This is a genomic window from Shewanella algae, from assembly GCF_009183365.2.
Lineage (GTDB): Bacteria > Pseudomonadota > Gammaproteobacteria > Enterobacterales > Shewanellaceae > Shewanella > Shewanella algae.
Genome location: NZ_CP068230.1, coordinates 3,592,465 through 3,619,269, shown reverse-complemented (window position 1 = coordinate 3,619,269; position 26,805 = coordinate 3,592,465). Strand labels below are relative to the sequence as shown.

The window sequence follows — 26,805 nt, the reverse complement described above, 5'->3', positions numbered from 1 at the left end:
AGTATTTTCGACTATTTGGTTGATTAATTCTTTAAAAATGAAAAGTATAACTTTATGAGTCAGGACAAAATCCTGCCTTTCGCCCGCTTGCCGCTATCTCCGCTTGTTCAACTCCGCTCGATTCTCTCTTGGTCGCTTTGAAAGCAGGTTAAAACACTACAATTTTCGTGGCGATAGCGTTGCAATTGGGGTAAAATGCGCGCGACCAGCGTGATTGCGATCGCATTTCTGTGATAAATCTGCGCTAGCTCAACGCTCGATTTTTTGTGTGAGAGTCGGGGGTTAGCAGGAACGCGGCGCATTGTCTTTCCTTCAAAACGTAGTGCATGTGGATATGATTACAATTAAGAAAGGATTGGATTTGCCTCTAGCAGGCGGACCAAAGCAAGTTATCCATGATGGCCCAGCCATTAAACACGTAGCTACTTTGGGTGAAGAGTATATTGGCTTACGTCCAACGATGAAGATCAAAGTGGGCGATAAAGTGCAAAAAGGTCAGGTGATTTTTGAAGATAAAAAGAATCCTGGCGTCAAATATACGGCTTTGGCCAGTGGCACAATATTAGAAATCAACCGCGGCGCCAAACGTGTTCTGCAGTCAGTCGTCATAGAGATCGAAGGGGACGAAGCCGTCTCTTTTGCCAAGTATGATGCCCAGGCTCTGGATACTCTGGAACCGCAGCAGGTTCGCGACAATCTGATTGAATCAGGTATGTGGACCGCATTGCGCACCCGTCCTTTCAGTAAGGTGCCGGCAGTGGATGCGACAGCAGCGGCTATCTTCGTGACAGCCATGGACACCCAGCCACTGGCTGGTGACCCTCAAGTTGTTATCGCTGAGCATAAAGACGATTTCGTCAACGGCCTGAAAGTACTGGCCCGACTGACAGACAAAGTCTTCGTCTGTAAAGCACCAGGAGCAGACATTCCAGCGGGCAATGCCCAAGTGGAAGAGTTTGCCGGTCCCCATCCAGCGGGTCTGCCTGGAACTCATATCCACTTCTTGATGCCTGCCTCTGCCCGTCGCAGCGTATGGTACCTGGGTTACCAGGACGTCATCGCGATAGGTCAGCTGTTTACCACAGGTGAACTGAACAACCAGCGCGTTGTGGCCATCACTGGCCCTAAAGCCAAGAGCCCTCGCTTGGTGCGCACTCTGTTGGGTGCCAGCACTCAGGCCCTGACCCAAGACGAAGCCGATGGCCAAGTTCGGGTTATCTCAGGTTCTGTGCTCAACGGCCGTACTGCAATAGGTCCCCATGCTTATATGGGACGCTACTTCCAGCAGTTGACCCTGATTGAAGAAGGTACAGAGAAAGAATTCTTCGGTTGGGTAATGCCTGGAGCCGATAAGTTCTCCATTACCCGTGCTTTCCTGGGTCACTTGAGTCCTTCCCGTCTGTTCAATATGACCAGCAGTACCGGTGGTTCCGAGCGGGCCATGGTGCCTATCGGCAACTATGAGCGGGTGATGCCTCTGGATATTCTGCCCACTATGTTGCTGCGTGATCTGATCTCCGGTGATACCGATGGCGCCGTGGCATTGGGTGCGTTGGAGCTGGATGAAGAAGACCTGGCACTGTGTACTTTCGTATGTCCCGGTAAGTATGACTATGGTTCATACCTGCGTGACTGCTTGGAGACCGTCGAGAGGGAAGGCTTATGAGCTTGAAAGATTTTCTTGAGCGTATTGAACCGCAATTTGAAAAGGGCGGTAAATACGAGAAGTGGTATGCGCTCTATGAAGCCGCAGCGACCATTTTTTACACCCCGGGTAAAGTGAACAAGGGCAAGACCCATGTGCGCGATAACCTGGATCTGAAACGTATGATGATTACCGTCTGGGCCTGTACTTTCCCCGCCATGTTTGTCGGGATGTACAACGTGGGTCTGCAGGCGCAAATCGCCCTGGCCGCCGGCTTCGGTACTCCCGATGTTTGGCAAGTGGGTCTGTTTGAACTCTTCGGTACTCAGCTGACAGCCGATTCCGGCTGGGCCACCTTGATGTGGTATGGCGCCTGTTTCTTCCTGCCTATATATGCCGTGACCTTCGCGGTCGGTGGTATCTGGGAAGTGCTGTTCGCCTCGGTTCGTGGCCATGAAGTCAACGAAGGTTTCTTCGTGACCTCAGTGCTGTTTGCCCTGACGCTGCCTGCAACTATCCCATTGTGGATGGTGGCACTGGGTATCAGCTTCGGTGTGGTTGTCGCCAAGGAGGTGTTCGGTGGTACCGGACGTAACTTCCTCAACCCAGCACTGGCCGGTCGTGCCTTCCTGTTCTTTGCCTATCCGTTGAACATGTCCGGTGACAACTCCTGGGTGGTTGCCGACGGTTTCTCCGGCGCCACTGCGCTGAGCCAAGCGGCTTCAGGTACTCTGGACTACGCCTTCAACCAGAACTGGTGGGATGCCTTCTTCGGCTTTATTCCTGGTTCTGTCGGTGAAGTTTCTACCCTGGCTATCCTGCTCGGTGGTCTGGTTATCATCTATACCCGTATCGCTTCCTGGCGCATCGTCGGCGGCGTGATGGTTGGTATGATTGCCGTGTCACTGCTGCTGAACCAGGTCGGTTCTGAAACCAACCCCATGTTCGCTATGCCTTGGTACTGGCACCTGGTTCTGGGTGGATTTGCCTTCGGTATGATGTTTATGGCCACTGACCCTGTGTCGGCTTCCTTCACCAACCAGGCCAAATGGGCTTACGGTATCCTGATAGGTGCCATGGCAGTGTTTATCCGTGTCATCAACCCTGCATTCCCAGAGGGCATGATGCTGGCGATTCTGTTTGCCAACCTGTTTGCGCCACTGTTTGACCATTTTGTAGTCCAGGCAAACATCAAGCGGAGGATTGCTCGTGGCTAGTAATAAGGATTCGTTCGGAAGAACGCTATTTGTCGTCGTTGGCCTGTGTCTTATCTGCTCGATTTTCGTATCGACCGCAGCAGTACTGCTCAAGCCAACCCAGCAGGAAAACAAACTGCTGGATAAGCAGAAGTTTATTCTGGAAGCCGCCAACCTGATCGACACCAAATCCGGCAAGGTCAGCAAAGATGTGGTTCTGGAAACTTACAAAAAGTATGTTGAAGCCAAGGTTATCGAGCTGAAAACCGGTGACGAAGTGACCGATATCAACGGCGATACCTATGATCAACAGAAAGCCTCTCGTGATCCAGCCACCTCTGTGGTGCCTGAGCATGACATTGCTTCGGTTAAGCGGATTGCCAAAAATGCCGTGGTTTATCTGGTGCGTGATGATGCCGGTAAAGTGACCAGCGTGATCCTGCCGGTTCATGGCTATGGCCTGTGGTCTACCATGTACGCCTTCCTGGCGCTGGAACCGGACATGAACACCATCCAGAACCTGGTTTATTACAACCAAGGTGAAACCCCTGGACTGGGCGGCGAAGTTGAAAACCCAAGCTGGAAAGCCAAATGGCAGGGCAAGAAGCTGTTTGACGAGCAGGGCAACATAGCTATCACAGTGACTAAAAACCCAGCCGTAGCCGAGACAGACCATGGTGTTGATGCCTTGTCCGGCGCGACCCTGACCAGTAATGGTGTTCAGCACTCGCTGACATTCTGGCTGGGCGATGAAGGTTTTGCTCGCTTTATTGAAAAAGCACGCAATGGAGGATTGAGCTAATGGCCGACAGTAAAGAACTCAAACAGGTTCTCACCGGACCTATAGTCAGCAATAACCCTATTGCGCTGCAGATCCTCGGGGTATGTAGTGCCCTGGCGGTAACCAGTAAGCTGGAAACCGCATTGGTGATGACCATAGCACTGACGGCGGTAACAGCGTTTTCCAACCTGTTTATCTCCATCATACGTAACCATATTCCTGCCAGCGTGCGGATTATTGTGCAGATGACCATTATTGCCTCGCTGGTAATCGTGGTGGATCAGGTGCTGCAGGCATACGCCTACGACATCTCCAAACAGCTGTCGGTATTCGTTGGTTTGATTATTACCAACTGTATCGTGATGGGCCGTGCCGAGGCCTATGCGATGAAGACGCCACCACTGATGAGCTTTATGGATGGTATAGGTAACGGCCTGGGTTATGGTCTGGTGCTGATGAGCGTAGGTTTCGTCCGTGAACTCTTTGGTAACGGTTCGCTGTTTGGTGTTGAGATACTCTCCAAAATCTCAGACGGTGGCTGGTATCAGCCCAACGGCCTGTTACTGCTGCCGCCAAGTGCCTTCTTCCTGATCGGTATTCTGATTTGGATAATCCGCACTTATAAGCCAGAGCAAGTAGAAGCAAAAGGGTAAGCGCGATGGAACATTATATCAGTTTGTTAATTCGCTCTGTTTTCATCGAAAACATGGCACTGGCCTTCTTCCTGGGGATGTGTACCTTCCTGGCCGTTTCCAAGAAAGTGAAGACGGCCATGGGTCTCGGGGTTGCGGTTATTGTGGTACTGACTATTTCAGTACCAGTTAACCAGATGATCTATCAGGGTATCCTGGCTCCTGGTGCATTGGCTTGGGCCGGTGTACCGGATGCCGATCTGAGCTTCCTTAAGTTCATTACCTTTATCGGTGTTATCGCAGCCTTGGTTCAGATCCTGGAAATGGCTCTGGATAAGTACTTCCCGCCACTGTACAACGCCCTGGGGATCTTCCTGCCGCTGATCACAGTAAACTGTGCGATTTTCGGTGCGGTATCCTTCATGGTTGAACGTGACTACAACCTGGGTGAGAGCCTGGTGTTCGGTTTCGGTTCCGGTTTGGGCTGGGCATTAGCTATCGTCCTGTTGGCCGGTATCCGTGAGAAGCTGAAGTATGCTGATGTGCCTAATGGTCTGCGTGGTCTGGGTATTACCTTTATCACTGCGGGTCTGATGGCCTTAGGTTTCATGTCGTTCTCTGGTGTGTCCCTTTAAGGGACACCAAGCGGCTTCCGAAATTGAACCTCTAAGGATAAGTTAATGGATATTCTTGGTATTTTTAAGTCTACTCCACTCGAGGTTTACCTCGGTGTGAGTATGTTTACCGCGATAGTTCTGATCCTGGTATTGGTGATCCTGTTCGCCAAATCCAAATTGGTCTCCAGCGGTGATATTACTATTGGCATCAACGGTGACCCAGAGAAGGCGATTACCACTGCTGCCGGTGGCAAGTTGCTGGGCGTTTTGGCCAACAACGGTATTTTCGTGTCATCTGCCTGTGGTGGCGGTGGCTCTTGTGGTCAGTGTCGTGTCAACGTTAAGTCCGGTGGCGGTGATATTCTGCCAACCGAACTGGATCACATCAGCAAGGGTGATGCCCGTAAGGGTTGCCGTCTGTCTTGTCAGGTTAACGTCAAGTCAGATATGGAAATTGAGCTGGACGAAGAGATCTTCGGCATCAAGAAGTGGGAATGTACTGTTATCTCCAACGATAACAAGGCGACCTTCATTAAAGAGCTTAAGCTGCAGATCCCTGATGGCGAGTCTGTACCTTTCCGTGCCGGTGGTTATATTCAGATTGAAGCCCCTGCTCACCATGTGAAGTACAAAGACTTCGATATTCCAGCAGAGTATCGTGGTGACTGGGAACACTTTGGCTTCTTCAACCTGGAATCCAAGGTCGATGAAGAAACCATTCGTGCATACTCTATGGCCAACTATCCGGAAGAGTTTGGCATTATCATGCTGAACGTGCGGATTGCCACACCTCCACCACGGAATCTGAGTCTGCCTTGTGGTAAGATGTCGTCTTACATCTGGAGTCTCAAGCCAGGTGATAAAGTCACTATCTCCGGTCCATTCGGTGAGTTCTTTGCCAAAGATACCGATGCTGAAATGGTCTTTATCGGTGGTGGTGCAGGTATGGCGCCTATGCGTTCTCATATCTTCGACCAGCTCAAGCGTCTTAAGTCCAAGCGTAAGATGAGCTTCTGGTACGGTGCCCGTTCCAAGCGCGAAATGTTCTATGTTGAAGATTTCGATGGCCTGGCGGCTGAGAATGATAACTTTGTCTGGCATGTGGCCCTGTCCGATCCTCAGCCTGAGGATAACTGGGATGGCTACACAGGCTTCATTCACAACGTGCTTTATGAGAACTACCTCAAGTCGCACGACGCCCCTGAAGATTGTGAGTTCTACATGTGTGGACCTCCAATGATGAACGCAGCGGTAATTGCTATGCTGAAAGATCTTGGCGTTGAAGATGAAAACATCCTCCTGGATGACTTCGGTGGCTAAGCATTAGTTCATTCCCTGGCACTGCCTTTTGGCAGTGCCAGTTTGTAAGGGAAATTCATAGTATGCAGTTCAAGACCGCTAAGTTTACAACGCTGGCAAATTGGCTGGTCCTTATGGGATTGGCCTTTTTTGTTTCTGGTTGCAGCAGTCAGGATGAAGTGATTGTGCTCTCCGGCAGCACCATGGGCACCACTTATCATATTAAGGTGGTTAACAGCAAAGGTTTGCCGGATGCCCAGTTGTTGCAGGCTGAAATCGATATGGCACTGGAGCAGGTGAACGACCAGATGTCGACCTACAGACCCGACTCCGAGCTTTCGCGTTTCAATCAGCTCAAGCAAGGCCAGAGCCTGACAGTTTCAGCCGATACCATTACCAATATCCATGAAGGAATCAGGTTATATCAGCTCACTGACGGCGCGCTCGATATCACCCTGGGGCCCTTGGTCAACCTGTGGGGCTTTGGCCCGGACAAACGGCCTCTGGAAGTGCCTTCTGCCGAGCAGATAGCCGAGGCCAAGGCGCGGATGGGGATAGATGCCATTCAGATAGAAGGGGACCTGCTCAGCAAGAGTCAGTCCAGCGTCTATGTGGACTTGTCATCCATAGCCAAAGGATTCGGGGTCGATAAAGTGGCTCGTTTGCTGGATAAGTATCAGCCCAAAGGTTATCTGGTGGAGATTGGCGGTGAGATCAGCGTCAAGGGAAGCAAAGGCGATGGCAAACCCTGGCGGGTGGCGATAGAGCAGCCGGCGGATAATGGCCGGGCGGTGCAACAGGTGATAGAGCCGGGCACCATGGCCATGGCTACCTCGGGCGACTATCGTAACTACTATGAGGAGGACGGACAGCGTTTCACTCATATTATCGACCCTCGCAGTGGCTTTCCGGTAGAGCACAGACTGGCCTCTGTCACTGTGTTGCACCCTGAGTGTATGACGGCCGATGGTTTCGCCACTGCCATGATGGTGATGGGCACAGAAGCCTCGTTGGCCCTGGCCGAAAAGGAAAAGCTGGCCATCATGCTGATTGAAAAACAGGATGAAGGGTTTAAGGTATACTATAGCTCTGCGTTTAAAGCCTTCGTCCACTAGAGTAATTGGAGCCTTTATGAGTACTTTTATTGCGGCCTTTGTGATTCTGCTGGCGTTTTTCCTGCTGATGTCTGTGGGTTATTTAATCAAGCGCAAGGCGGTACAGGGTAGCTGTGGTGGCCTCGGGGTCTTGGGTATAGAAAAGGCCTGCGACTGTGATGAGCCGTGCGATAAACGCAAGGCCCGTGAAGCGGCTGAAGAAGCCCGGCGCGAGCGTTTAACCAAAGATAGAATTATTTGAAAAAGGGCCTCTTCGGAGGCCTTTTTTTCGCCCGCTCCGCCCGTTAATTCCTGCTGTACTACACTCTGTGGCATGGACAAGCGCTCTGTAGAGGAGATATGCCGATGAGCAGAGAGCCGGAAGCTATTCTCGATTCAGTGGTACAGTTGACCGAGCAGCGGCAGTTGGATTCTCTTGCCGAGAGCCTGGTGTCCACAGTATCGCAAATGCTCAGCATAGATGAGGTGTGTATTCTGGATGTGGATAAGCTCACCAAGCGTAAAGGGGGCCTGGATGGCCAGCGCAATGTCAACGGCGCCATCTTGGCTGTATCGGTCAAACTCTGTATCGAACAGCAAAGGGAGATCTGTTTCTCTAACGGTCTGCACCAAGAGTTGGCCGTTCCCATCATCATCAACGATAAACTCACCAAGGTGCTCTTGGTCAGCGCGCCTTTATTGACTGAGCAAGATATGGTTTTGCTCAGAGGTTTTGCCAAAGTCTATGAGAACTATTTCCATATTGTGGTAGAGAGTGAAACCGACAGCCTTACCAATCTATTGAACCGCAAAGCCTTTTTGCCACAGTTATACAGTTCGGTGGAAATTGCCTGTGAACTCAAGCAGGAACAGGCGAGTATGGACGCCGAAGAGGAGCTCAAGCTGTGGATTTGCATCTTCGATATAGACTACTTCAAGAAAATCAACGATACCTTCGGCCACCTCTATGGCGATGAAGTCCTGTTGCAGGTTTCGGCGCTGATGAAGCAGGTGTTTAACCCTCAGGATCTCATGTTCCGTTTTGGCGGTGATGAGTTTGTTATCCTGCCGGCGCCGCGTACCCGCAGTGCCTTGCTTAAGTTGTGTCAGGAGTTTACCCACAGGTTGGCCAAATTGCAGCAGGAGCGGTTGGGCGGGATCCGCATCTCTATGGGCATTGTGGGGATAGATCCCCGGGTTGAGCCCGGAACCTTGCTCAATCAGGCCGACAACGCACTGTATTTTGTCAAAGGCAATGGTCGCAACCAAGTGGCGTTTTATGGGCAACTGTTGGAAGAAGGCAAGCTTCAGGGGCCACAGATAGAAGATGATATCGAGCTTTTTTAATCACTTGTGCTTAAAAGCAGCTTGCTAACCTTAGTTAAAATGATAATGGTTATCTTTTGTAAGCTTGTGAAATTAAAGGTTAATTTGTAATGCGTCCCGCTTTGGGCTAGGCTGGAAACATTGACTTGGATCAAGTTTAATCAAAGCTAAAGGACGAGATAATGAAAGGTCATCCCAAAGTGGTGTCCCAGCTCAACAAGGTGTTGACCTGTGAGCTGACAGCCATCAATCAGTACTTCCTTCATGCCCGCATGTTCAAGAACTGGGGCCTGGAAGGACTCAACCACAAAGCCTACAAGAAATCGATTCAGGATATGAAGCACGCCGACAAGCTTATCGAGCGGGTGTTGTTTCTCGAAGGCCTGCCCAACTTGCAACAGTTGGACAAGTTACGCATAGGTGAACACAGCGAAGAGATGCTGGCCTGTGACAAACAGATGCTGGAAGAGCAACTGACAGTGCTGCGAGATGCCATTGCCCTGTGTGAGACTGAGCGTGATTATGTCAGTCGCGATATCCTCGAGGATCTGCTGGAAGATGAAGAGGAACACCTGGATTGGCTGGAAGCTCAGTTTGAGCTGATAAGCCTGACCGGACTGGCTAACTATCTGCAGTCACAGATTGAGAAAGAATAAGGAGACAGGTATGAAAGGCCATCAGCAAGTCATAGATGTGCTCAACAAGCTGCTGACCGGGGAACTGTCGGCAATGGATCAGTACTTCGTGCATGCCCATATGTATGAAGACTGGGGGCTGAATGAGCTCTATGAGCGGATCAAGCATGAGTCGGACGATGAAAGAGAGCATGCCGCCAAGTTGATTGCACGGATACTGTTTCTGGAAGGCACTCCGGATGTTGCCAGTCGCGACGCCCTCACCATAGGCAAGAATGTGCAGGAGATGCTGCACAACGACTTGCAATATGAATATAAGGTTGCCGCTAACTTGAGAGAAGCCATCACCTTGTGTGAGCAACTCAAGGACTATCAGAGCCGGGAGTTGTTGGAGCTATTGCTGGAAGAAACCGAAGACGACCACATGTATTGGCTGGAGAAACAGCTGGGCCTTATCGACAAGGTTGGGCTACAGAATTACATCCAGTCCAAGATGTAACGGTATCAAAGCTGTCCCGACAGGAGCCGCTATTGCGGCTCTTTTGCTATCTGGTGCTGCATTGAGCCTGAATTAAATTTGAATGTACTTAAATTGGGCAATAAGGCACTGAATTGCTTCGGTTTGGTGCAGGGGATTGTTTACATAGAAAATTATATTGTTTCTTGTCATTTAGTATTCAAAATTGTTAACAGATTCTGATACATTGCTGGTTTCCTTAAATAAAAATATAACAAATAGGACTCGCAATGGAGCAGATAAGACGTTCTCTCAGTTTGCAACTTGTATTGGCTATCGTCGGTGCCCTGGCGTTGTTGTTGTCTATAGTGGCCGCCGTGATGGTAAAGAGTAGCAGCGACGATACCCGTGCCCGCATAGATCAGGACATATCGGCGCTGATCACCCTCAAGGCCAATGAAATAGGCAATTACTTCTACGCCAAGGGGCAGATTATTCACTCTGTCTTTGCTAACCCTGCCATCAATAACTGGTTTGCCAAATACCATAGCCGTGGCTCAGATCTCAGTCTCGATCCCGGCTATCAACAGCTGGTGGATTACTTCCACTTTTTCTCCGAGCAGGACAAGGAGATCAAGTCGGTGTTCTTCGGCTCGGCCAATACCTTCGAGTACTTTGATCTCAATGGCCGTTACGATGGCGATCCCGACTACTACACCAACAAACGTCCCTGGTGGCAGGAAGCGATAGACAAAAATGGTTTGTTTGTCGGCGACCCGGCAGTGGATGCCAACGACGGCTCAATCTCGGCCACGGTCAAGACTGTAGTCAAGGATGCCAATGGTCGCCTGATAGGCATAGGCGGTATGGATATTCTCATCGATACCATAGGTAAAAACCTGCTGGCGCCAATCAAATACCGGGGCGAAGGCCAGGCGTTTTTGATGACGGAGCAGGGAAAGCTGGTTTACTTCCCGGGTTTTAACCAGGGGTTTCCCGCCGGCTCTGATGCGGCCGTTATTGACAATCTCAGCGGCGACAATCAGGGTTTTAGTGAACTGAAACGTGAAATGCAAACCCGGGATGCCGGTATTGCCGAAGTCACTTATCAGGGAGAGTTGCAGCGGGTGAGCTACATTGCCATTCGCGGTGACTATCCCAAAGTGCGCTGGTATTTGGGGTTCATGTTGCCCAATGAAGTGTTTCAGGCACCGGTGAAGCAAAGCCTTTGGCAAACCAGCCTGGTCTCAGTGGGGATTATTTTACTGGTGGCGTTAACCGTTTTCCTGATGATGTTGCCGTTTCGGCGTAATCTCAATAGCCTGCTGCACACCATGGAAGATATCGCCGAGGGTGAGGGCGACTTGTCACGCCGGATTGAAATCAACCGCGCCGATGAACTTGGGCGTCTCGGCGCCGCATTCAACCGTTTCGCCGCCAAGGTGCAGAGTCTGTTGCTGGAAACCCGTGAGCTCAGTGGTCGGGTGGATAATGGGGTTGCCGCCGCGGCTGAGGTGTGTGACAACGCACTGGCCTCTGTCAGCGCCCAGAAACAGGAAATTGCCTCAGTGGCCACAGCCGCTACCGAAATGGCCCACACAAGCCAGGAGATGGCGACCAGCGCCCAACGAGCCGCCGAGTTTGCCGAGACGGCGCTGTTGCAGTCAAGAAACGGCGCAGATGTGGTGCAGCAGGCCAGTCAGGGAATGCACTCACTTTCTACTCAGGTCAACCAGGCTGCGGGGGTTATTCGGGCGCTCAGAAGCAGCTCAGAGGAGATAGGCGAGGTGCTCAGTGTGATCCGCGCCATTGCCGAGCAAACCAATCTGCTGGCACTCAACGCCGCCATTGAAGCGGCCCGCGCCGGCGAGCAGGGAAGGGGCTTTGCGGTTGTGGCCGATGAGGTGCGCACCCTGGCATCCCGCACTCAGGACTCCACGACCAATATTCAGGGCATTATCCAGACTCTGCAGCAACAGGCACAACAAGCCGAACAGGTGATGGAAGCCGGAGTCAGGGAGGCCAACCAGGGCCAAAGCCTGACTCTGGAAGTGGAGCGGGCACTGACAGAAATAACCGCGGCAGTGGATGCCATCCAGCTGCAAACCATGGAGATCACTGCGGCGATAGGCCAGCAGGCTGTGGTGGCCGAAGAAGTGGCCTGCAACATTGAAAATGTTCGTGGCCGCTCCGATGAATCCCTGAGCGCCAGCGAAGAGCTGTCACATCAGATGCAGGCATTCCAACAGTTGGCCACGGCTCTGGGGCGCAACATAGGTCAGTTCCGCATCGATTAAGACGAGCTTTAAATCTATTAAGGAGAGCCTTGGCTCTCCTTTTTTGCTCTCGATTGATCTACTTTTTCGTTATCTTGGCTTGTTAACTGTGTTTTTATACAGTACTCTGTTTGTGTCCGGCTCGACCGAGCCCTTTGAGATCCGGAAAGCAAGCTTGAGAAAGATCATACATATCGACATGGACTGCTATTTTGCCGCAGTGGAGATGCGTGATTTTCCAGAATATCGTGGCCGACCTCTGGCCGTCGGCGGCAGCAGTGACAGACGCGGGGTGATAAGCACCTGCAATTATGAGGCGCGTAAATTCGGCGTTCGCTCTGCCATGGCCTCGGCCTATGCGTTAAAGCTTTGCCCGGATCTGCTGCTGATCCCCGGGCGCATGTCTGTCTATAAGGAAGTCTCGGCAGAGATCCGGGCCATCTTCGCCCGCTATACCTCACTGATTGAACCTCTGTCGCTGGATGAAGCCTACCTGGATGTATCCGATAGCTCGTTATACCAAGGCTCGGCCACCCTAATTGCCGAAGCTATTCGCGCCGATATCCTGGCGGAAACCGGCCTGACGGCTTCGGCAGGTATCGCCCCGGTCAAGTTTCTCGCCAAGGTGGCATCGGATCTCAACAAGCCCAACGGCCAGTATGTGGTCACGCCACAGGCACTGCCTGAGTTTGTAAAAAACCTGCCGCTTATCAAGATCCCCGGCGTCGGTAAGGTCACCGCCCAGAAGCTGGCCGATATGGGGCTGCATACCTGCGCGGATGTGCAAAAGGTGCCGCTGGCCATGTTGCAACAGCGGTTTGGGAAGTTCGGAACCTTACTTTATGAAAGGGCTCAGGGGATAGACGAGCGTGAACTGACCATCAACCGAGAGCGCAAGTCTGTTGGGGTAGAAACCACGCTGGCAGAGGATATTCATACCCTGGCCCAGTGTCGCCAGGTCATGCCACAGTTGGTGCAGGAGTTGGCCCGCCGCCTGGAGCGCGGAGCCAAAGACAGGCAAATTCATAAGCTGGTGGTCAAACTCAAGTTCAGTGACTTTAAACAGACCACTATAGAAACCCGCTCGAGTGAGTTATCTGTGCGCCTGCTGGATGACTTGCTGACCCAGGCATTGCAAAGAGCCAACGGCCGAGGCATCCGTCTGCTGGGGGTGGCTGCCGGGCTGGTCAGCCAGGATGACAGCCACTCACCGGCAGAGGAAGCTCTGCTGCAGTTGGATCTGGCTTTCTAATCCCCAATTGATGGTTTGCACTCAGCGAGGGGATAAACAAGCTCCATTTCTGTTCCATATGGGCTCTTTATAGTAGGTTTTCAGCGTATTCCGACTCACAAGCATAGCTGGCGATACCTTGCCACTGTCGCAGTGTAAGTCTTACTGTATATACGTAATTATAAGCTCGATACAAGCTTTCTGTTGAATTTCTGCGAATTTCAAATTCTAAAAAAACCAAAATCTATTTTTAATAGATTTCTATATTAGAGTGAATGGGCTCTACTTAGTTACGTTTTGAGATCTTTGTAATAAGTTTTAAATCGATTTGATGTGGTGATGGTTTTATAAGAAGCATTTAACTTGCTTGATGGGAAATATTCTTTGAATTTTCGCTTTTTCTTGGTGAGTGTTTCTGTTTGTATCCTTCTTAACTCTTTGAGCTTTCTGAGTAACACCTGAAGATTGGTAATGTAAAAGTTAATTATTTTAATGTTTAGTTTTTTGTGGTAGGTTGTTTGGATAACAAAAAGTTTGCTTTAAGTTGGCTTAACCCGTTTTTTTTGGGACTATTGATAATAATTAAAACATGGAGTGTTTTATATGAAGTACGGGCTCCCCATTTCCCTTTTTTTGCTCTCTATTGCTACCCAAAACAATGTATTTGCTTCATCCAGCGTCCCTTTAAGTGGCTCTTTTCGGGTTAGTGAGCAAGGTGCGGCAACATATACCATCCCCATAGATACACCCGCAGCCAGAGGCAAGTTAAAGCCCGCCGTAGAGCTGAGTTATTCATCAGGTGGCGGAGAAACCATTATGGGATTGGGGTGGGGGCTTCAAGGGCTTTCCGCCATCAGCCGCTGCCCAAAAACCATTGAACAGGATGGCTATTTACAAGGTGTAGAGCTTACCAACAAGGACAGTTACTGCCTTGACGGTGCTCGTCTGGTTTTAACCGCCGGAACCCATAGTCTAAATGGCGCCGAGTACCGTAAGGAGCTGGATGATGCCTCTGTGGTGACTGTGATTGGCCAGGCGCCTGGCGGCGGTCCAGCGGCCTTCAAGGTTGAAACCAAATCGGGAGACACCTATTTCTATGGCGATGTGGATGAGGTTTCCGGGAAGCAGTTTCTGGATGTGAATGGCACCTCATCATCCGGAGATGGTTATCGGTCCGTATCTCAAAACAACAGTGATGTGATTTATCATTGGAGTCTGAAGGCCATTGAGGACTCCGTAGGTAACTACATTAGTTATCACTATGAAAACACCGCTGGTGAGCAATACCTGAAAAGCATCGATTATGCCGGGCACAGCAATGGTGAGGCTCCCTATAATCAGGTCAGATTTATCTATACCCCCCTCAGTTACCCTAAGTATGGTTATTCCTATGGCACCTCTGTTGCGATAAAGCAGCAACTGCAAAAGATTGAGGTGAGGCTGGATGACGAAGTCGACAAAACCTATTACCTGACGTATCACAAGGCGACTTCCAGTGATAAGCATGATTACCTTGAGCAGGTTAAAGCCTGTATTGGTCAAACCCAAACCGACTGCAGTACACCGATAACCTTTGAGTGGGACAGACAGGCGAGTGCGTCTGCTGGCCCTGCTTATCAGCCCTTTTCCGGCAGACGGGCGTTGAGTATTCCGTCCGGTAACAACGACACCGCCAAGTTTTTTGATATGGACGGTGACGGTTTATCAGATATCGTTTATGTACGGGACGGGCGTTGGTACAAGCGTGGTATTCAGTCGGGTATTGAACAGGCGATGGCCTCGACCGGTGCCGGTAAGGCGGCTTATGCCCAAACTATAGACTATGATGGTGATGGCCAGCGAGACTTGCTGGTGGCCAACAGTGAAACCGCCAATTGGCAAATTCTGTCCTTTAAACCCTCCAGCTATCAGCACACAGTGTGTGAGCCTAATGGCGGCGGTACTCAACTATGTGAGGATATTGAGCGTGTGGTGAATTACACGCTCAAGGATTTGGGGCTTAAGGCTATCGGGCTTGAAGGTAAGGCGCTGGTTGCCGATGTCAATGGTGATGCATTGGAGGACATCATCTTCATTGATGGTGGCGCCATCAAGTGGTATCGCAACTTGGGAAATGGAAGTTTTGCTGCGGCGCAAAGTCTTTATAGCTTCCCCAGTACTGAAGTTGGGCACAACACCAGCGTTCACCAGTGGCATTCCAGTCGAGGTTTTGGCAGCTCCTTTATGGATATCAACGGTGATGGACTCACCGACTTTATGTTGGAGGTTAGAGAGCGGGAAGCTGTGTGTATCTCCGGTAGCGGCAAAGTGATTTCTGGTGTGACCGAAAACGAATGCCGGATGGACATCAGAGGTACTTGGTCTGTCAGTGATTACGAGTATTGGAACCTTTATGTCTCTACTGGCTCCAGTTATCGCCGGCATCAAAAAATCTATCGTGGGCAGCACAATTACCTCAATATCGCCAATACCTTACGCAGTGCCGATTTCAATGGTGATGGCTTGTCGGATATTGCCTATGTCCATAATAATAAATGGTTTATTCAACTGTCAGATGGCAATGGTTTCTTGCCTCGAATCGATACGGGCATTACCACTTCCGATGCTCAGAAGTACAAAACCTATTTTATCGATATCGTGGGTGATGGTAGAGCCGAAATAGTGGTTCAGCATACCTCGTCTCAGGCGTTGGTGTATCACTCCAACCCCGAGTTAACTTCATGGACCACTTATGGCGCAATCAATGACCTGTCCGATCAACCATTGAATTTCGCGGATATTGATGGTCGTGGAAAGCTGGATATTGTCTATTTTCGAGACGGTCAATGGCAAAGGTTAACCCATAAGAGCCATGCATATCACAATACCATCAAGGGGATTACCGACGGATTTGGAGTCAAGACCAGGGTGACTTACGCGCCGCTGACGGAAAAGTCTGCTGGCGAATACAGTGTCTATAAGACTCAGGTATCCAGTTATCTGGACAACAGTCGTAACTTCTCCCTTATTCCGCCGCAAAAAGTCGTCAAGCAAGTTGCCACCGAAACCGGGGATGGCAGCCAGGTTTCCGTTAACTATGAGTATGGCGGCTTGCTGATAAACCGTTTGGGGCGTGGCCCGGCCGGGTTTGAGTTATTACGCACCATAGACAATCAGACTCAGGTGGTGACCGAGACTATCTATCATCAGTTGTTCCCGCAAATAGGTTTGCCCCTGGCAACCAAACAAACCTATCAGGGAAAAACATTGTACTCGGCAATCAATGAATACAGCTTTCAGCGAGGCAATGACGGCATTTATCGCCGGGTTGAAGAAAACGTAGTGGAGCGCACCTCGCAATATGGCAGCGATGGGGTGGTAAGGGAGTTAACGCAGACAAACACCCAGACTCAGTTCGACGACTGGGGAAATGCTATTGCCATTAAAGCGGATGTAACTGACCTTGAGGCCAATCAATTGGTTTCAAGGGTCGAGACGGTTAACCAGTATGACGGTCAAGGTGGCGGCGAAGCCAAGGGGCGGCTGAGTCATACCAGGGTGACTAAATCACGCTTTAATCAGCGAGAGCAGGTTCAGGCGATAGTGACCGAGAGCGCATTCAGCTATTACGATAACGGTTTGCTGATGAACTCAACGGTATCGCCAAATGACAATCGCTACAAATTGACTACCGGCAAAACCTATGACATTTACGGCAACACCCTGACCGAGCGGGTCACCGGAGGCGTAGATGCCGCCGGCAACACCCAGCAGTCGAGACAGATGAGCTATTTATTCGATGCCAGAGGGCGTCTGCTCAAGACAGTGACCAACGCGGCAGGCGACAGCAGCACCTATACCTACAATGGTCAGTCGGCAGACCAGGTAACGGGTAAAATCACTCAAATTACCGTGACTGATGCCAATGGTCGCAAACTGACCAAAGACCATGACAAGTGGGGAAGGCTGGTGCGGGAAGTCACTCCGGATGGTGTTCCAACAAGCTATCAGTATGCCACCTGTGATGCCGGGTGTTCACCTCTCAGTCATGGCCATTTGGTTACCACCAAGACCAAGGCCGGTGCGCCTCAATCCAAAGTCATCACAGATAAATATGGCCGTGAAGTCGGTAAGCAGAAGCAGGGTTTTGATGGGCAATGGATTGTTACTGCAACTAGCTACGATGCGCAGGGAAGGCCTGTCAGACAATATGAACCCGCTTTTGCCGGTATCAGTGCCTATTACACCGAAATAGAGTACGACCACTTTGGTCGGGTCATCAACCAAACCAATCCCAACGGCGGCGTTTCCAGTATTCAATATCTGGGATTTGAGACGCTGACGATAGACCCCAATGGCAAGCAAAAGCGTGCTATCTCCAATGCCATGGGTGAGCAATTTAAAGTTGTTGATGATATCGGCAACGAACTGGAGTTTGTCTATGATGCCAGTGGCAAGCTGGTGAAAAGTTTTATCACCTCAGCCTCGGGACAAGAGCTGCTGCGCACCGAGGCAAGCTATGATGCCTACGGCCGCAAAATCAGCACCAAGGACATTGATAAGGGACAGTGGCGCTACACTTATAACGCCTTTGGCGAAATGCTGTCACAGACCAATGGTAAATCCCAATCCAGCTTTATCTACTATGACATTCTAGGGCGTAAAGTCAGGCAAACTGAGCCAGATGGCACCTCTTGCTGGACCTATGGTAACAAAGGCAGCAAAACTGCCGGTTTACTTATTACGGAAACCCGTTTCGACACCGTTGTGTCCAATTGCTCTCAAACCGGCTGGGTACACAGCAAGCAGAGCGGGTATGACAGTGCCGGCCGGTTGGCCAGCAGCAAGACAAGCATAGCAGGTAGTAGCTATGAGCATCGCTTTAGCTATGACAGCCATGGCAGAGCGGCGACTCAGACATACCCCAATAACTTGCTGACGGTTGTCAACCACTACAACGCTCAGGGATACCTTTTCAAGCGTACCGACCAACAAACAGGTAAGGCATATCAAACTATCACCGAAATGAATGCCCGAGGTCAGGTGGAGCAGGTGCGTTATGGTAATGGTGCCCAGGAATCAACCGTTTTTGATGCAACCACTGGCTGGGTTAGCGGTATCAATTTGACCACTGCTGGAGTAACAGCCCATCAGCTTGACTATCGTTTTGATACCGTGGGTAACCTGGAGTACCGGCAGCACAGCCTGTCTTCGGCTCCGGCCACATTCAGCGAAAACTATCACTATGATGATTTGTATCGCTTGTATGAACGTACCGTCAGCATCCACTCCGGTGGTACGAGTCTGCCATCAGACTTTAAAGCCACCCATGAGATGCAATATGACGATTTGGGCAATATCACCTTTAAAACCGGTGTTGGTGATTACCGCTACGATAGCGCCAACCCCTATCGTCTGGCCTCCATTGCCAACACAAGTACAATTGCGGCCAGCAAATCCTGCCCGGCAGGTTATGCTTTCAACAGCAGCAAAACCAGTTGCCTCAAAACGGAGACAAGAGCGGCCACTGCGGTATGCCCTGTCGGCTATAGCTGGAATGGCAGCAACTGCCAGAAAGCCATCTCATCGCCTGCGACTCCTGTTTGTCAGGCAGGTTATTCCTGGAGTGGTAGTCAATGCCTTAAAACAGTATCCAGTCCGGCAACCGCCGTTTGTGCTGCGGGTTACAACTGGAATGGCAGTACCTGCCAGAAGACTGTGACATCACAGGCAACCGCAACCTGCTCAGCCGGATACACCTACAACAGCAGTGCTAAACGCTGTGAGAAGAAGGTGGTTTCCAGTGCTGCCAAGACTTGTCCGGCTGGTTATAGCTATTCCAGTGCACAAGATAAGTGTACTCAAACCAGTACTACCTGGGCTAAATGGGTATGTACGGGAAGTGGTGGAGGAGGTAGAGACCCCAAGAGTACTATCCCTGAGTTCAGTACCCGTGCCCAAGTCTGTGATTGGAAATGCCCTTCGGGTTATAACAATGTGTGGCCTGGTGGAGAGCAGTGTAAGAAAACAGAGCTGGCGAATTATACCTATACCTGTCCAACAGGAAGTACGCTTTCAGGCTCCAGCTGCACCAAATTGCAAACCCAGAGTAATGGCTGGTCATGTCCCGCAGGCAGTACCCTGTCCGGCAGTAGCTGCAACAAAGTAGTGACCCAAAACAACACTTGGTCATGCCCGGCCGGCAGTACCTTATCGGGTAGTGTCTGTAACAAGAATTATACTGCAGCGCCTAGCTGGTCCTGTCCTGCTGGAACTGCGCTGTCAGGAACCAACTGCACAGGTACCCAGACAGCCAGCCCCAGTAGTTGGAGTTGCCCAAGTGGTTGGTCGGTTTCCGGTAGCAGTTGTCGCCGTCAGCTCAGTGCCGCAGTGATCTATTCCTGTCCGGCCAATGGTGTGCTCAATGGTTCAAGTTGCCTGATATCCGATGGGCCATCACATACCATGACCTATGACAATAATGGCAATATCACCCAGGATGGCAGTCGCCGTTTCACTTACAGTTCTTACGATTTGGTCACCAACATTACTCAAGGTGGGGAATCAACCCGCTTTAAGTATGATGCCAACCGGCAACGCTTCGAGCGTTACGACGTTAAAGTTGAAGCGGGAGTGACAAGCTATCTCACCACCTTATATGTCGGGGGGTATGAGAAAGTCACCCGTAGCGGCGGCAACAAACCGGCACTCACCGAGCAAAAATTGTATGTCGGCAATTTGGTGATAACCAAGCGTAGTAATAACACTGTTGACGAGTTTTACCTGCACAAAGATCATCAAGGCTCAACCACGACGATTACCAATAAGTCCGGTAATGTGGTGCAGCAGTTTACCTATGACCCTTGGGGTAAACAAACCGCCGCCTATAGCCATTCACTGTTGAATGATTATATCGCGCCAGCTGCATCCAAAGGTTATACCGGGCATGAAGGTATAGATAACCTGAATCTTATCCATATGAATGGGCGTATCTATGACCCCACCATAGGACGTTTCTTGCAGGCCGATCCGCATATCCAAGCGCCAACCAATACACAAAGCTATAACCGTTATAGTTATGTTTTGAATAACCCGATGAGTTATTCCGATCCGAGTGGGTTCTTCTTTAAGAAGATAGGAGAATTCTTCAAAAAATTCTGGAAACCGATTGTTGCCGTTATTGTGACTGTTGTTACATATGGCGCAGCATCGGGTTGGGTTGCTGGTTGGGGGGCTACTTGGGGGACAGCAGCAACTACAACCAGTGCCGCATCTTTGACAACAGCCGGAGCCGTCGCAACCGGTGCGATAGCGGGAGCAGCCGGAGGGTTTGCTGGAGGAGCGCTTGCAACCGGTAGTTTGAGAGGGGCACTAAAGGGGGCTTTTTCCGGAGCGATAGCCGGAGCAGCAGGAGGATACGCCAACTTTGGGAGTGTTGGTGGCTTTGGCGATGCATTCAACCGTATCGGTGTTGTTGCTTTGGGAGGATGTGCTGCAGGAGCCGCATCAGGTGGGAATTGTAGTCAAGGTGCTAAATTGGCGGTTATAGCTCAAGGCTTGAAAATTGCTATGGATAAGTACTCAGGATATGAATCATCATGGAATACCTCAAAGGAGAACGCTGTTATTAAGCTCGAGGGTACAGGTGTTGAAAATGCCAATGTTAGCAACACTGGAACGTCGGTAGAAGTCAAGGTAGGATCTGATGCTGTGAGGCGTGGGCTTGTGGGACGGGATGTGTCAACACTCAATGCAAAAGACCTTGAGGTATTGAAAAGCTCACTGGCTAAACCTCGAATGGACTTTTTTGACTGGTCACCAGCGGAAAACAGGGTGATATTTGACACTTCTAATGTGAATTACTGGATGTCGGAATATTCACCTGTACTACAATGGTCTTCAGAAAACGTCGGTGGTTTTAGAGCCTTTTCCGTATTCCACGATAAATGGATGGCTAAATGGAATATACAAAATAATCTTATCTTGGCGACAACAATTCCTCCCGCTATAGCCGCTCAGTATTATGCTTTGGGGCTAGAGAATCACCGTTATTATTTGACTAATCAGGAATGAGGGCCGTAATGCGAAATATATTTCTGACTATGTGTTTTCTTATGGGCTATTGGTTACAAGGATGTGCCTATTATGTCTATGATACTCATACCGCTTATGGCCTGAACAGGGTTGATACGGAGGAGTACTTAGGGCCAATAGATACCGGCTACGACTCTCCGATCACCAGCCCGGTACTTAGTTTTGATAATGGTGTGCAAGTTAAGTTCATGATCCCTGGTATATATAATCATCCACGAAAGAAAACGGGTATTGACTATCTGGATGATATTAACATAGAGATTTTTATAACATCACGAAAAGCAGGGATTTCTCTGGATGTACAAAATATGGTGTTGGACCAGTATCGAACCGGCAGAAAGACTCCCCTTCGATTCCTAGAGAAGAAACGTTACCCAAGTTTGGAGAAAGGGAAGGAAGGGGTATTGGTTTGTAGATATTCTGATTCCGAAGAGGCTTTCTCTGATTTTTATCAAGGGGAGCGTATCGAGTTGCCCTATCGAGAGACTGGCTTAAGTCTGGTCAAAGTCGGAGTGCTAATAGTAGACCCTGATATACTCTGTGGTGAATTAGTTGCTATGAATATCAATTTTGTCGGAGATGATGGATACTTCACTATTAATCTGCCATTTATAGATGATTCAGGGAGAAAGGAGTATACGGTGTATTTTTATCCGGTGGGAATACGATACACTATGAAGTAAACCATTATGATTTAGTTTTAGGTAATTAGTTGTCTTTTGAGGTGTAGAATGAAATTTAAGCTGTTATTGATTTTTTGTGTGTCTATGCTGTTTGCTGGATGTGCTTCTGTACCTACTGAAAGTACTGAAGTTACAAATAAAGCTAAACAGTTTACTACTCCTTCTGATGGGCATGCCGGTCTGTATATATATCGGCATGGCAATCTAGGTGGAGCGCTGAAGAAAGATGTTTTTGTTGACGGTGACTGTATTGGCGAAACAGCCCCTAACATTTTCTTCTATCATGAAGTTAAGGGAGGGCAGAAGCACACAATATCTACGGAGTCTGAATTTTCTCCTAACGACTTAGTACTAGAGACAGAGACTGGCAGAAACTATTTCATAAAACAGTATATAAAACTCGGGGTTTTTGTTGGTGGTGCTGGTCTAGAGCATGTTGAAGATAAAAAAGGGAAGGAAGTTGTAACTAAGCTTGACATGGCAAAGAAAGGTCGATGTAGTAAATGATCGCTGAATAGCATGTATGTTAGTTAGGGCAGGAGGCTTATTTTAGCTGAATTTGATATGCTTATTCTAATGGCAGAGTGCTGGGAACATTTTTGTGCATTTTAATAAGTGAAAACAGGACAGCCAGATCTTTTTGATGTTTCGCACAGCCTTGACTAGGCTTTGAAATACCCATCAAAGCTCAGTCAAGGTTGGTTATGACCACAGCCCGTCGCCAGTTGATAGATGCTGAAAGTACGCCCTTTTACCACGTGATTAACCGTTGCGTCCGAAGGGCGTTTTTGTGTGGTGAAGATGCACTGTCGGGGCGCAGTTACGAACATAGGCGTGGCTGGATAGTGGATAAAATCAGGCAGTTGTCGTCAATATTCTGCATCGACGTTTGCGCTTATGCGGTCATGAGTAATCACTACCATTTGGTGCTCAAAATCGACCTTGCTACGCAACAATCGTTGTCGCCATTTGAAGTCATTGAGCGTTGGACAGGGCTCTTTAGTGGCAATCCTGTGGCGGCAAAGTTCCTCAAGGGCGATAGTCTCTCAGAAGGTGAGCGAATACTGTTGGATACACTACCCAATAAGGTGTTATAGTCATGCGCTTCTTGTTACTAATTGTTGTTCTTTTGAATCAATTTGCTTGTGTGGCAATTGAAAGCAAGTCAACTTCAGATTTTTTTACGCCATTGATTTTTTCTTGCTTAAATGCATATGCAGCAAGTGGTGATGGGAAGGATATAGAAGAAGTTGATCGTGTATATGTAGTTTATGTTGATAGTGATGAATTTGTAGATGTATTTTTCTCGCATGGAGATACAGGTTCATTTGAAGATAGAAAAGATGATTATAAAGGTATTTTGTCTTGTAGCGGTGTTTTAGATGATGGGTTCAATATTTATCGGCTTCGCAATCCTCATATGTCGGAATATTTTATTGATACACCGGGTGTAGGTAATGGTGTCATCAATGTTGACACTTGTGGAGTCGCTAAGGAGCGCATGTATTTTTTTGAGTCTGGAAAAGTATTCTACCAAGGTGAGAAAGTTTTTGACTGCCATTGAAAAATGAAGATACTTAACCTTAATGGCGAATAAAATGGAAAGGAATAAAAATGAGGATGCCTAACTTTAATATCGCGTTAGTTAGCCTCCGACTATTGATACAGCGTCTTTACACTTAATGTAGACACCAATTTCGTCTGGATTATGTGGCGTTAGCTCACCACAACTAAACAGTAATCCAATGATGATTAAGGGGTATTTTAGAGGTTCCTGGTATTTTATGGTGATAATCTTGAGTTTTGGACATCACTAGCGGCGTTTTTTGGCACCTTTAACGCGGGTTATCATACTCTATAAAAAGGATTATTTTCGTTTGTCTAGCTTTACCGTTAGTTTGGTGATGCATTTGTCCGAATCATTCGTCCAGCCTTGTTTTAAAGCCTTCTCTGTAAGTTCAAGAGCACTTTCAAGCTCCCCTTCCTTTTCAAGAATTATCGCCAGTTGTTTATAGCCAAGATGAGAAGGCATCATTTGCGGAGTGTCATAGCCAACAGGTGTATGGCCTAACAGTTCCTCAAATTTCTTCATGTTCATGCCATGTGGTTTAGGCGGCTTTTTGAAAGCACTCGCAGCTTGGCGTGAAATGGATATTTGTAGCAAACAAAGCTCTTTTGCTTTGTTGTAGTGCGCTGGATTCTGTCGAAGGCGGTAGTGATGTTTAATTAAGCCAGTTAGTGCTAAATGAATGTCTTTGTAATTTTTCCTTGGCTGGCTAAGAGCCTCTTTAACTGCTTGCTCGGTTTTGTCCCTAATGATGTCTTTAGCATCATCTTTAGCTACACATGCCAACACATCCAGAAAACAGCACTTATCTGTTTCACAATACGATTTGCCAACCAGCTTTGCATAGAGATAACGTGCGCCAGACGGGTAACCCATTGGCTGATAGTCGCGTGAGATTTGGTCACGTTGAGCAGGCGTTAGTGCTGTGTTCCACCACTCTTTTAGTTCGTACTTATCGAGAATATCCATATTCGGTTTTACAGTTGGTGACGAGTAGTCAACTATAAGGCATTTATCGATGGGAAGAGAGAGGAAAGGATAGTGATAAAGGCTATATCCCAGAAACAACAAAGGCTTAGCTAAATTGAGTTAGCTAAGCCTTCGAAAAATGGTGGCCCCTCCCAGACTCGAACTGGGGACCTAACGATTATGAGTCGTGTGCTCTAACCAACTGAGCTAAGGGGCCAGCTTAAGGCAATCGTCATCACCAGAAGCGGGACAGAGTATACGAAGTTTAATCGTGCTTGTCACCCGTGTTTTGCGCATTATTGATGTCATTGCTTTCAAGTGGTTATCTGTTAATCAGACTCGAGGCATAACGGCAATAAAAAACCCCGCGTAGCGGGGTTTTTGTACAAAAGCTTGCTTACTCGTCCAGGAAGGACTTGAGGATTTCCGAGCGGCTCGGGTGACGCAGCTTACGCAGTGCCTTGGCCTCAATCTGACGAATACGTTCACGGGTAACGTCGAACTGCTTGCCCACTTCTTCCAGGGTGTGGTCAGTGTTCATGTCGATACCAAAACGCATTCTGAGGACCTTGGCTTCGCGGGCTGTCAGGCCTGCCAGCACTTCATGAGTGGCACTCTTGAGGCTTTCGCTGGTGGCGCTGTCCAGTGGCAACTCGAGGGTAGTATCCTCGATGAAATCCCCCAGATGCGAATCTTCGTCGTCCCCGATAGGGGTCTCCATGGAGATAGGCTCTTTGGCGATTTTCAGCACTTTGCGGATCTTGTCTTCCGGCATCATCATCCGCTCGGCCAGCTCTTCCGGAGAAGGCTCGCGTCCCATTTCCTGCAGCATCTGCCGCGAGATACGGTTGAGCTTGTTGATGGTTTCTATCATGTGTACCGGGATACGTATGGTACGGGCCTGGTCCGCGATGGAGCGGGTAATGGCCTGACGGATCCACCAGGTAGCATAGGTAGAGAACTTATAGCCACGACGGTATTCAAACTTATCTACAGCCTTCATCAGACCTATGTTGCCTTCCTGGATAAGATCCAGGAATTGCAGGCCACGGTTGGTATATTTCTTGGCGATAGAAATAACCAGACGTAAGTTGGCTTCAACCATTTCCTTCTTGGCACGGCGAGCCTTGGCTTCACCTATACTCATGCGGCGGTTGATGTCTTTGATTGAGGCGATAGACAGGCCGGTTTCGGCTTCGATGGCTTCCAGTTTGGCGCGGCAACGCAGCACGTCTTCCTCGACCATTTTCAGGCCTTCGGCGTATGGCTTGCCGGAGTTCATCTCGGCGTTGAACCAGCTGATATCTGTTTCGTTGCCGGTGAAGAGCTTAACAAAGTTCTTCTTCGGCATTTTGGCCTGTTCAACACAAAGCTTGAGGATCAGGCGTTCCTGAACCCGCACTTTGTCCATCATGCTGCGCATGCTCTTGACCAGACGGTCAAACTGCTTGGGCACCAGGCGGAACTCTTTGAAAATTTCGCCGATGTGGAACAGAGCCGCGACTGACTCGGGGTGATCGCGCCCCTTGAGTTCGATGAGCTTCAGTGAGTTTTCATAGACGGCACGCAGTTGGCCGAAACGCTCACGGGCTTCTTCCGGATCCGGGCCTTTGGAGCCTTCATCTTCGGAATCGCTGTCGTCATCTTCGTCATCGTCGTCCATATCATCTTCATCATCCAGATCATCATCGGACAGTTCAGAACCAATATGGGTGGCGCTTGGGCCTACATCGTCTTCGTCGGGATTGACAAATCCAGAGATAATGTCGGACAGGCGGATCTCTTCGGCCTCGAACTGATCAAACTGTTCGAGGATCATGGCGATCGCCTGTGGGTACTCGGCGACTGAGCTCTGTACCGTGTTGATGCCTTCTTCGATACGCTTGGCGATCTGAATTTCGCCTTCGCGGGTCAGCAGTTCCACTGTGCCCATTTCGCGCATATACATACGCACTGGGTCTGTGGTGCGGCCCAGCTCGCTCTCGACTGAGGCCAGGGCGGCGGCGGCTTCCTCGGCGGCATCTTCATCCGTGCTGTCTTCCGACATCATAATGTCATCGACATCCGGTGCTTCTTCAAACACTCGGATACCCATGTCATTTATCATCTGGATAATATCTTCGATCTGGTCGGAATCGACCATATCTGCAGGCAAGTGGTCATTCACTTCTGCATAGGTTAGGTAACCTTGCTCTTTGCCTTTGGCGAGCAACAGTTTAAGTTGCGACTGCGGAGTTTGATCCATAGATATCATCCAAGTTGGGTAACTGTTACAACGATGGGCAGCGGCCTTGGGCTCTTGCCGCACAAATCGTCAATTATAG

General features: G+C 49.4%; 19 protein-coding genes, 1 tRNA gene and 1 pseudogene. 18 read left to right on the top strand and 3 right to left on the bottom strand.

Annotation, left to right across the window (positions count from 1 at the left end):
* Nucleotides 1-334: 334 nt before the first annotated feature.
* The 18 genes and pseudogenes from E1N14_RS16215 (at nt 335) to E1N14_RS16130 (ending at nt 23,509) form a co-directional block, all read left to right on the top strand.
* Nucleotides 335-1,666 (top strand): Na(+)-translocating NADH-quinone reductase subunit A, encoded by a 1,332-nt coding sequence (locus tag E1N14_RS16215; protein WP_025011874.1) that lies wholly within the window; start codon nt 335-337, stop codon nt 1,664-1,666.
* The gene (locus E1N14_RS16210) at nt 1,663-2,862 is read left to right on the top strand and encodes an NADH:ubiquinone reductase (Na(+)-transporting) subunit B (RefSeq protein WP_028779747.1); all 1,200 of its coding nucleotides are present in this window, start codon (nt 1,663-1,665) and stop codon (nt 2,860-2,862) included. The genes E1N14_RS16215 and E1N14_RS16210 overlap by 4 nt, the downstream gene beginning before the upstream one ends.
* Nucleotides 2,855-3,643, top strand: coding sequence for a Na(+)-translocating NADH-quinone reductase subunit C (locus E1N14_RS16205; RefSeq protein WP_025011873.1), 789 nt, complete (start codon nt 2,855-2,857; stop codon nt 3,641-3,643). Before E1N14_RS16210 ends, E1N14_RS16205 begins: the two co-directional genes overlap by 8 nt.
* Nucleotides 3,643-4,275: an NADH:ubiquinone reductase (Na(+)-transporting) subunit D gene (locus E1N14_RS16200; protein WP_025011872.1), complete on the top strand. Its 633-nt coding sequence runs from the start codon at nt 3,643-3,645 to the stop codon at nt 4,273-4,275. The genes E1N14_RS16205 and E1N14_RS16200 overlap by 1 nt, the downstream gene beginning before the upstream one ends.
* Nucleotides 4,276-4,280: 5 nt before the next feature.
* Nucleotides 4,281-4,889, top strand: coding sequence for an NADH:ubiquinone reductase (Na(+)-transporting) subunit E (gene nqrE, locus E1N14_RS16195; protein WP_025011871.1), 609 nt, complete (start codon nt 4,281-4,283; stop codon nt 4,887-4,889).
* A gap of 45 nt (nt 4,890-4,934) precedes the next feature.
* Complete coding sequence (gene nqrF / locus E1N14_RS16190; protein WP_025011870.1) at nt 4,935-6,191, top strand: NADH:ubiquinone reductase (Na(+)-transporting) subunit F; 1,257 nt, start codon at nt 4,935-4,937, stop codon at nt 6,189-6,191.
* 62 nt (nt 6,192-6,253) lie between these two features.
* A complete protein-coding gene (locus E1N14_RS16185) occupies nt 6,254-7,285 on the top strand; it encodes an FAD:protein FMN transferase (protein WP_025011869.1) in 1,032 nt (343 codons plus the stop codon).
* A gap of 16 nt (nt 7,286-7,301) precedes the next feature.
* Nucleotides 7,302-7,526, top strand: coding sequence for a (Na+)-NQR maturation NqrM (gene nqrM, locus E1N14_RS16180; RefSeq protein ID WP_025011868.1), 225 nt, complete (start codon nt 7,302-7,304; stop codon nt 7,524-7,526).
* A gap of 104 nt (nt 7,527-7,630) precedes the next feature.
* Nucleotides 7,631-8,611: a GGDEF domain-containing protein gene (locus E1N14_RS16175; RefSeq protein ID WP_025011867.1), complete on the top strand. Its 981-nt coding sequence runs from the start codon at nt 7,631-7,633 to the stop codon at nt 8,609-8,611.
* Nucleotides 8,612-8,772: 161 nt separating this feature from the next.
* On the top strand, nt 8,773-9,246 hold the full coding sequence (gene bfr, locus E1N14_RS16170) for a bacterioferritin (protein WP_025011866.1): 474 nt from the start codon (nt 8,773-8,775) through the stop codon (nt 9,244-9,246).
* A 10-nt stretch (nt 9,247-9,256) separates the two neighbouring features.
* Entirely contained in the window at nt 9,257-9,724 is a 468-nt protein-coding gene (bfr, locus tag E1N14_RS16165; protein WP_025011865.1) for a bacterioferritin, read from the top strand.
* A 248-nt stretch (nt 9,725-9,972) separates the two neighbouring features.
* Nucleotides 9,973-11,979, top strand: coding sequence for a methyl-accepting chemotaxis protein (locus E1N14_RS16160; protein ID WP_025011864.1), 2,007 nt, complete (start codon nt 9,973-9,975; stop codon nt 11,977-11,979).
* 154 nt (nt 11,980-12,133) lie between these two features.
* A complete protein-coding gene (gene dinB / locus E1N14_RS16155; RefSeq protein WP_062793929.1) occupies nt 12,134-13,210 on the top strand; it encodes a DNA polymerase IV in 1,077 nt (358 codons plus the stop codon).
* A 582-nt stretch (nt 13,211-13,792) separates the two neighbouring features.
* A complete protein-coding gene (locus E1N14_RS16150) occupies nt 13,793-21,241 on the top strand; it encodes an FG-GAP-like repeat-containing protein (protein WP_062793927.1) in 7,449 nt (2,482 codons plus the stop codon).
* An 8-nt stretch (nt 21,242-21,249) separates the two neighbouring features.
* Nucleotides 21,250-21,945 carry a hypothetical protein gene (locus E1N14_RS16145; RefSeq protein ID WP_025011862.1) on the top strand — a complete coding sequence of 232 codons (696 nt, stop codon included), beginning with the start codon at nt 21,250-21,252 and terminating at the stop codon, nt 21,943-21,945.
* A gap of 48 nt (nt 21,946-21,993) precedes the next feature.
* Nucleotides 21,994-22,452 (top strand): DUF2846 domain-containing protein, encoded by a 459-nt coding sequence (locus tag E1N14_RS16140; RefSeq protein WP_025011861.1) that lies wholly within the window; start codon nt 21,994-21,996, stop codon nt 22,450-22,452.
* 197 nt (nt 22,453-22,649) lie between these two features.
* Nucleotides 22,650-22,890: pseudogene (locus tag E1N14_RS22235) on the top strand (transposase); the annotation flags it as partial.
* 154 nt (nt 22,891-23,044) lie between these two features.
* Nucleotides 23,045-23,509 carry a hypothetical protein gene (locus E1N14_RS16130; protein ID WP_025010511.1) on the top strand — a complete coding sequence of 155 codons (465 nt, stop codon included), beginning with the start codon at nt 23,045-23,047 and terminating at the stop codon, nt 23,507-23,509.
* Between the two features lie 303 nt (nt 23,510-23,812).
* Here E1N14_RS16130 and E1N14_RS16125 read toward each other — a convergent pair whose 3' ends face one another.
* The 3 genes from E1N14_RS16125 to rpoD form a co-directional block, all read right to left on the bottom strand.
* Nucleotides 23,813-24,481 carry a hypothetical protein gene (locus E1N14_RS16125; RefSeq protein ID WP_025010512.1) on the bottom strand — a complete coding sequence of 223 codons (669 nt, stop codon included), beginning with the start codon at nt 24,479-24,481 and terminating at the stop codon, nt 23,813-23,815.
* Nucleotides 24,482-24,621: 140 nt separating this feature from the next.
* Nucleotides 24,622-24,698 (bottom strand) — tRNA-Ile (locus E1N14_RS16120).
* Nucleotides 24,699-24,878: 180 nt separating this feature from the next.
* On the bottom strand, nt 24,879-26,726 hold the full coding sequence (rpoD, locus tag E1N14_RS16115) for an RNA polymerase sigma factor RpoD (RefSeq protein WP_101059504.1): 1,848 nt from the start codon (nt 26,724-26,726) through the stop codon (nt 24,879-24,881).
* Nucleotides 26,727-26,805 lie beyond the last annotated feature (79 nt).

What these genes read in the sequence shown, in the direction of transcription:
- E1N14_RS16215 (WP_025011874.1), top strand. Translation starts at nt 335, where the DNA reads ATGATTACAATTAAGAAAGGATTGGATTTGCCTCTAGCAGGCGGACCA.
- E1N14_RS16210 (WP_028779747.1), top strand. Translation starts at nt 1,663, where the DNA reads ATGAGCTTGAAAGATTTTCTTGAGCGTATTGAACCGCAATTTGAAAAG.
- E1N14_RS16200 (WP_025011872.1), top strand. Translation starts at nt 3,643, where the DNA reads ATGGCCGACAGTAAAGAACTCAAACAGGTTCTCACCGGACCTATAGTC.
- nqrE (WP_025011871.1), top strand. Translation starts at nt 4,281, where the DNA reads ATGGAACATTATATCAGTTTGTTAATTCGCTCTGTTTTCATCGAAAAC.
- nqrF (WP_025011870.1), top strand. Translation starts at nt 4,935, where the DNA reads ATGGATATTCTTGGTATTTTTAAGTCTACTCCACTCGAGGTTTACCTC.
- E1N14_RS16185 (WP_025011869.1), top strand. Translation starts at nt 6,254, where the DNA reads ATGCAGTTCAAGACCGCTAAGTTTACAACGCTGGCAAATTGGCTGGTC.
- nqrM (WP_025011868.1), top strand. Translation starts at nt 7,302, where the DNA reads ATGAGTACTTTTATTGCGGCCTTTGTGATTCTGCTGGCGTTTTTCCTG.
- E1N14_RS16175 (WP_025011867.1), top strand. Translation starts at nt 7,631, where the DNA reads ATGAGCAGAGAGCCGGAAGCTATTCTCGATTCAGTGGTACAGTTGACC.
- bfr (WP_025011866.1), top strand. Translation starts at nt 8,773, where the DNA reads ATGAAAGGTCATCCCAAAGTGGTGTCCCAGCTCAACAAGGTGTTGACC.
- bfr (WP_025011865.1), top strand. Translation starts at nt 9,257, where the DNA reads ATGAAAGGCCATCAGCAAGTCATAGATGTGCTCAACAAGCTGCTGACC.
- E1N14_RS16160 (WP_025011864.1), top strand. Translation starts at nt 9,973, where the DNA reads ATGGAGCAGATAAGACGTTCTCTCAGTTTGCAACTTGTATTGGCTATC.
- E1N14_RS16150 (WP_062793927.1), top strand. Translation starts at nt 13,793, where the DNA reads ATGAAGTACGGGCTCCCCATTTCCCTTTTTTTGCTCTCTATTGCTACC.
- E1N14_RS16145 (WP_025011862.1), top strand. Translation starts at nt 21,250, where the DNA reads ATGCGAAATATATTTCTGACTATGTGTTTTCTTATGGGCTATTGGTTA.
- E1N14_RS16140 (WP_025011861.1), top strand. Translation starts at nt 21,994, where the DNA reads ATGAAATTTAAGCTGTTATTGATTTTTTGTGTGTCTATGCTGTTTGCT.
- E1N14_RS16130 (WP_025010511.1), top strand. Translation starts at nt 23,045, where the DNA reads ATGCGCTTCTTGTTACTAATTGTTGTTCTTTTGAATCAATTTGCTTGT.
- E1N14_RS16125 (WP_025010512.1), bottom strand. Translation starts at nt 24,481, where the DNA reads ATGGATATTCTCGATAAGTACGAACTAAAAGAGTGGTGGAACACAGCA.
- rpoD (WP_101059504.1), bottom strand. Translation starts at nt 26,726, where the DNA reads ATGGATCAAACTCCGCAGTCGCAACTTAAACTGTTGCTCGCCAAAGGC.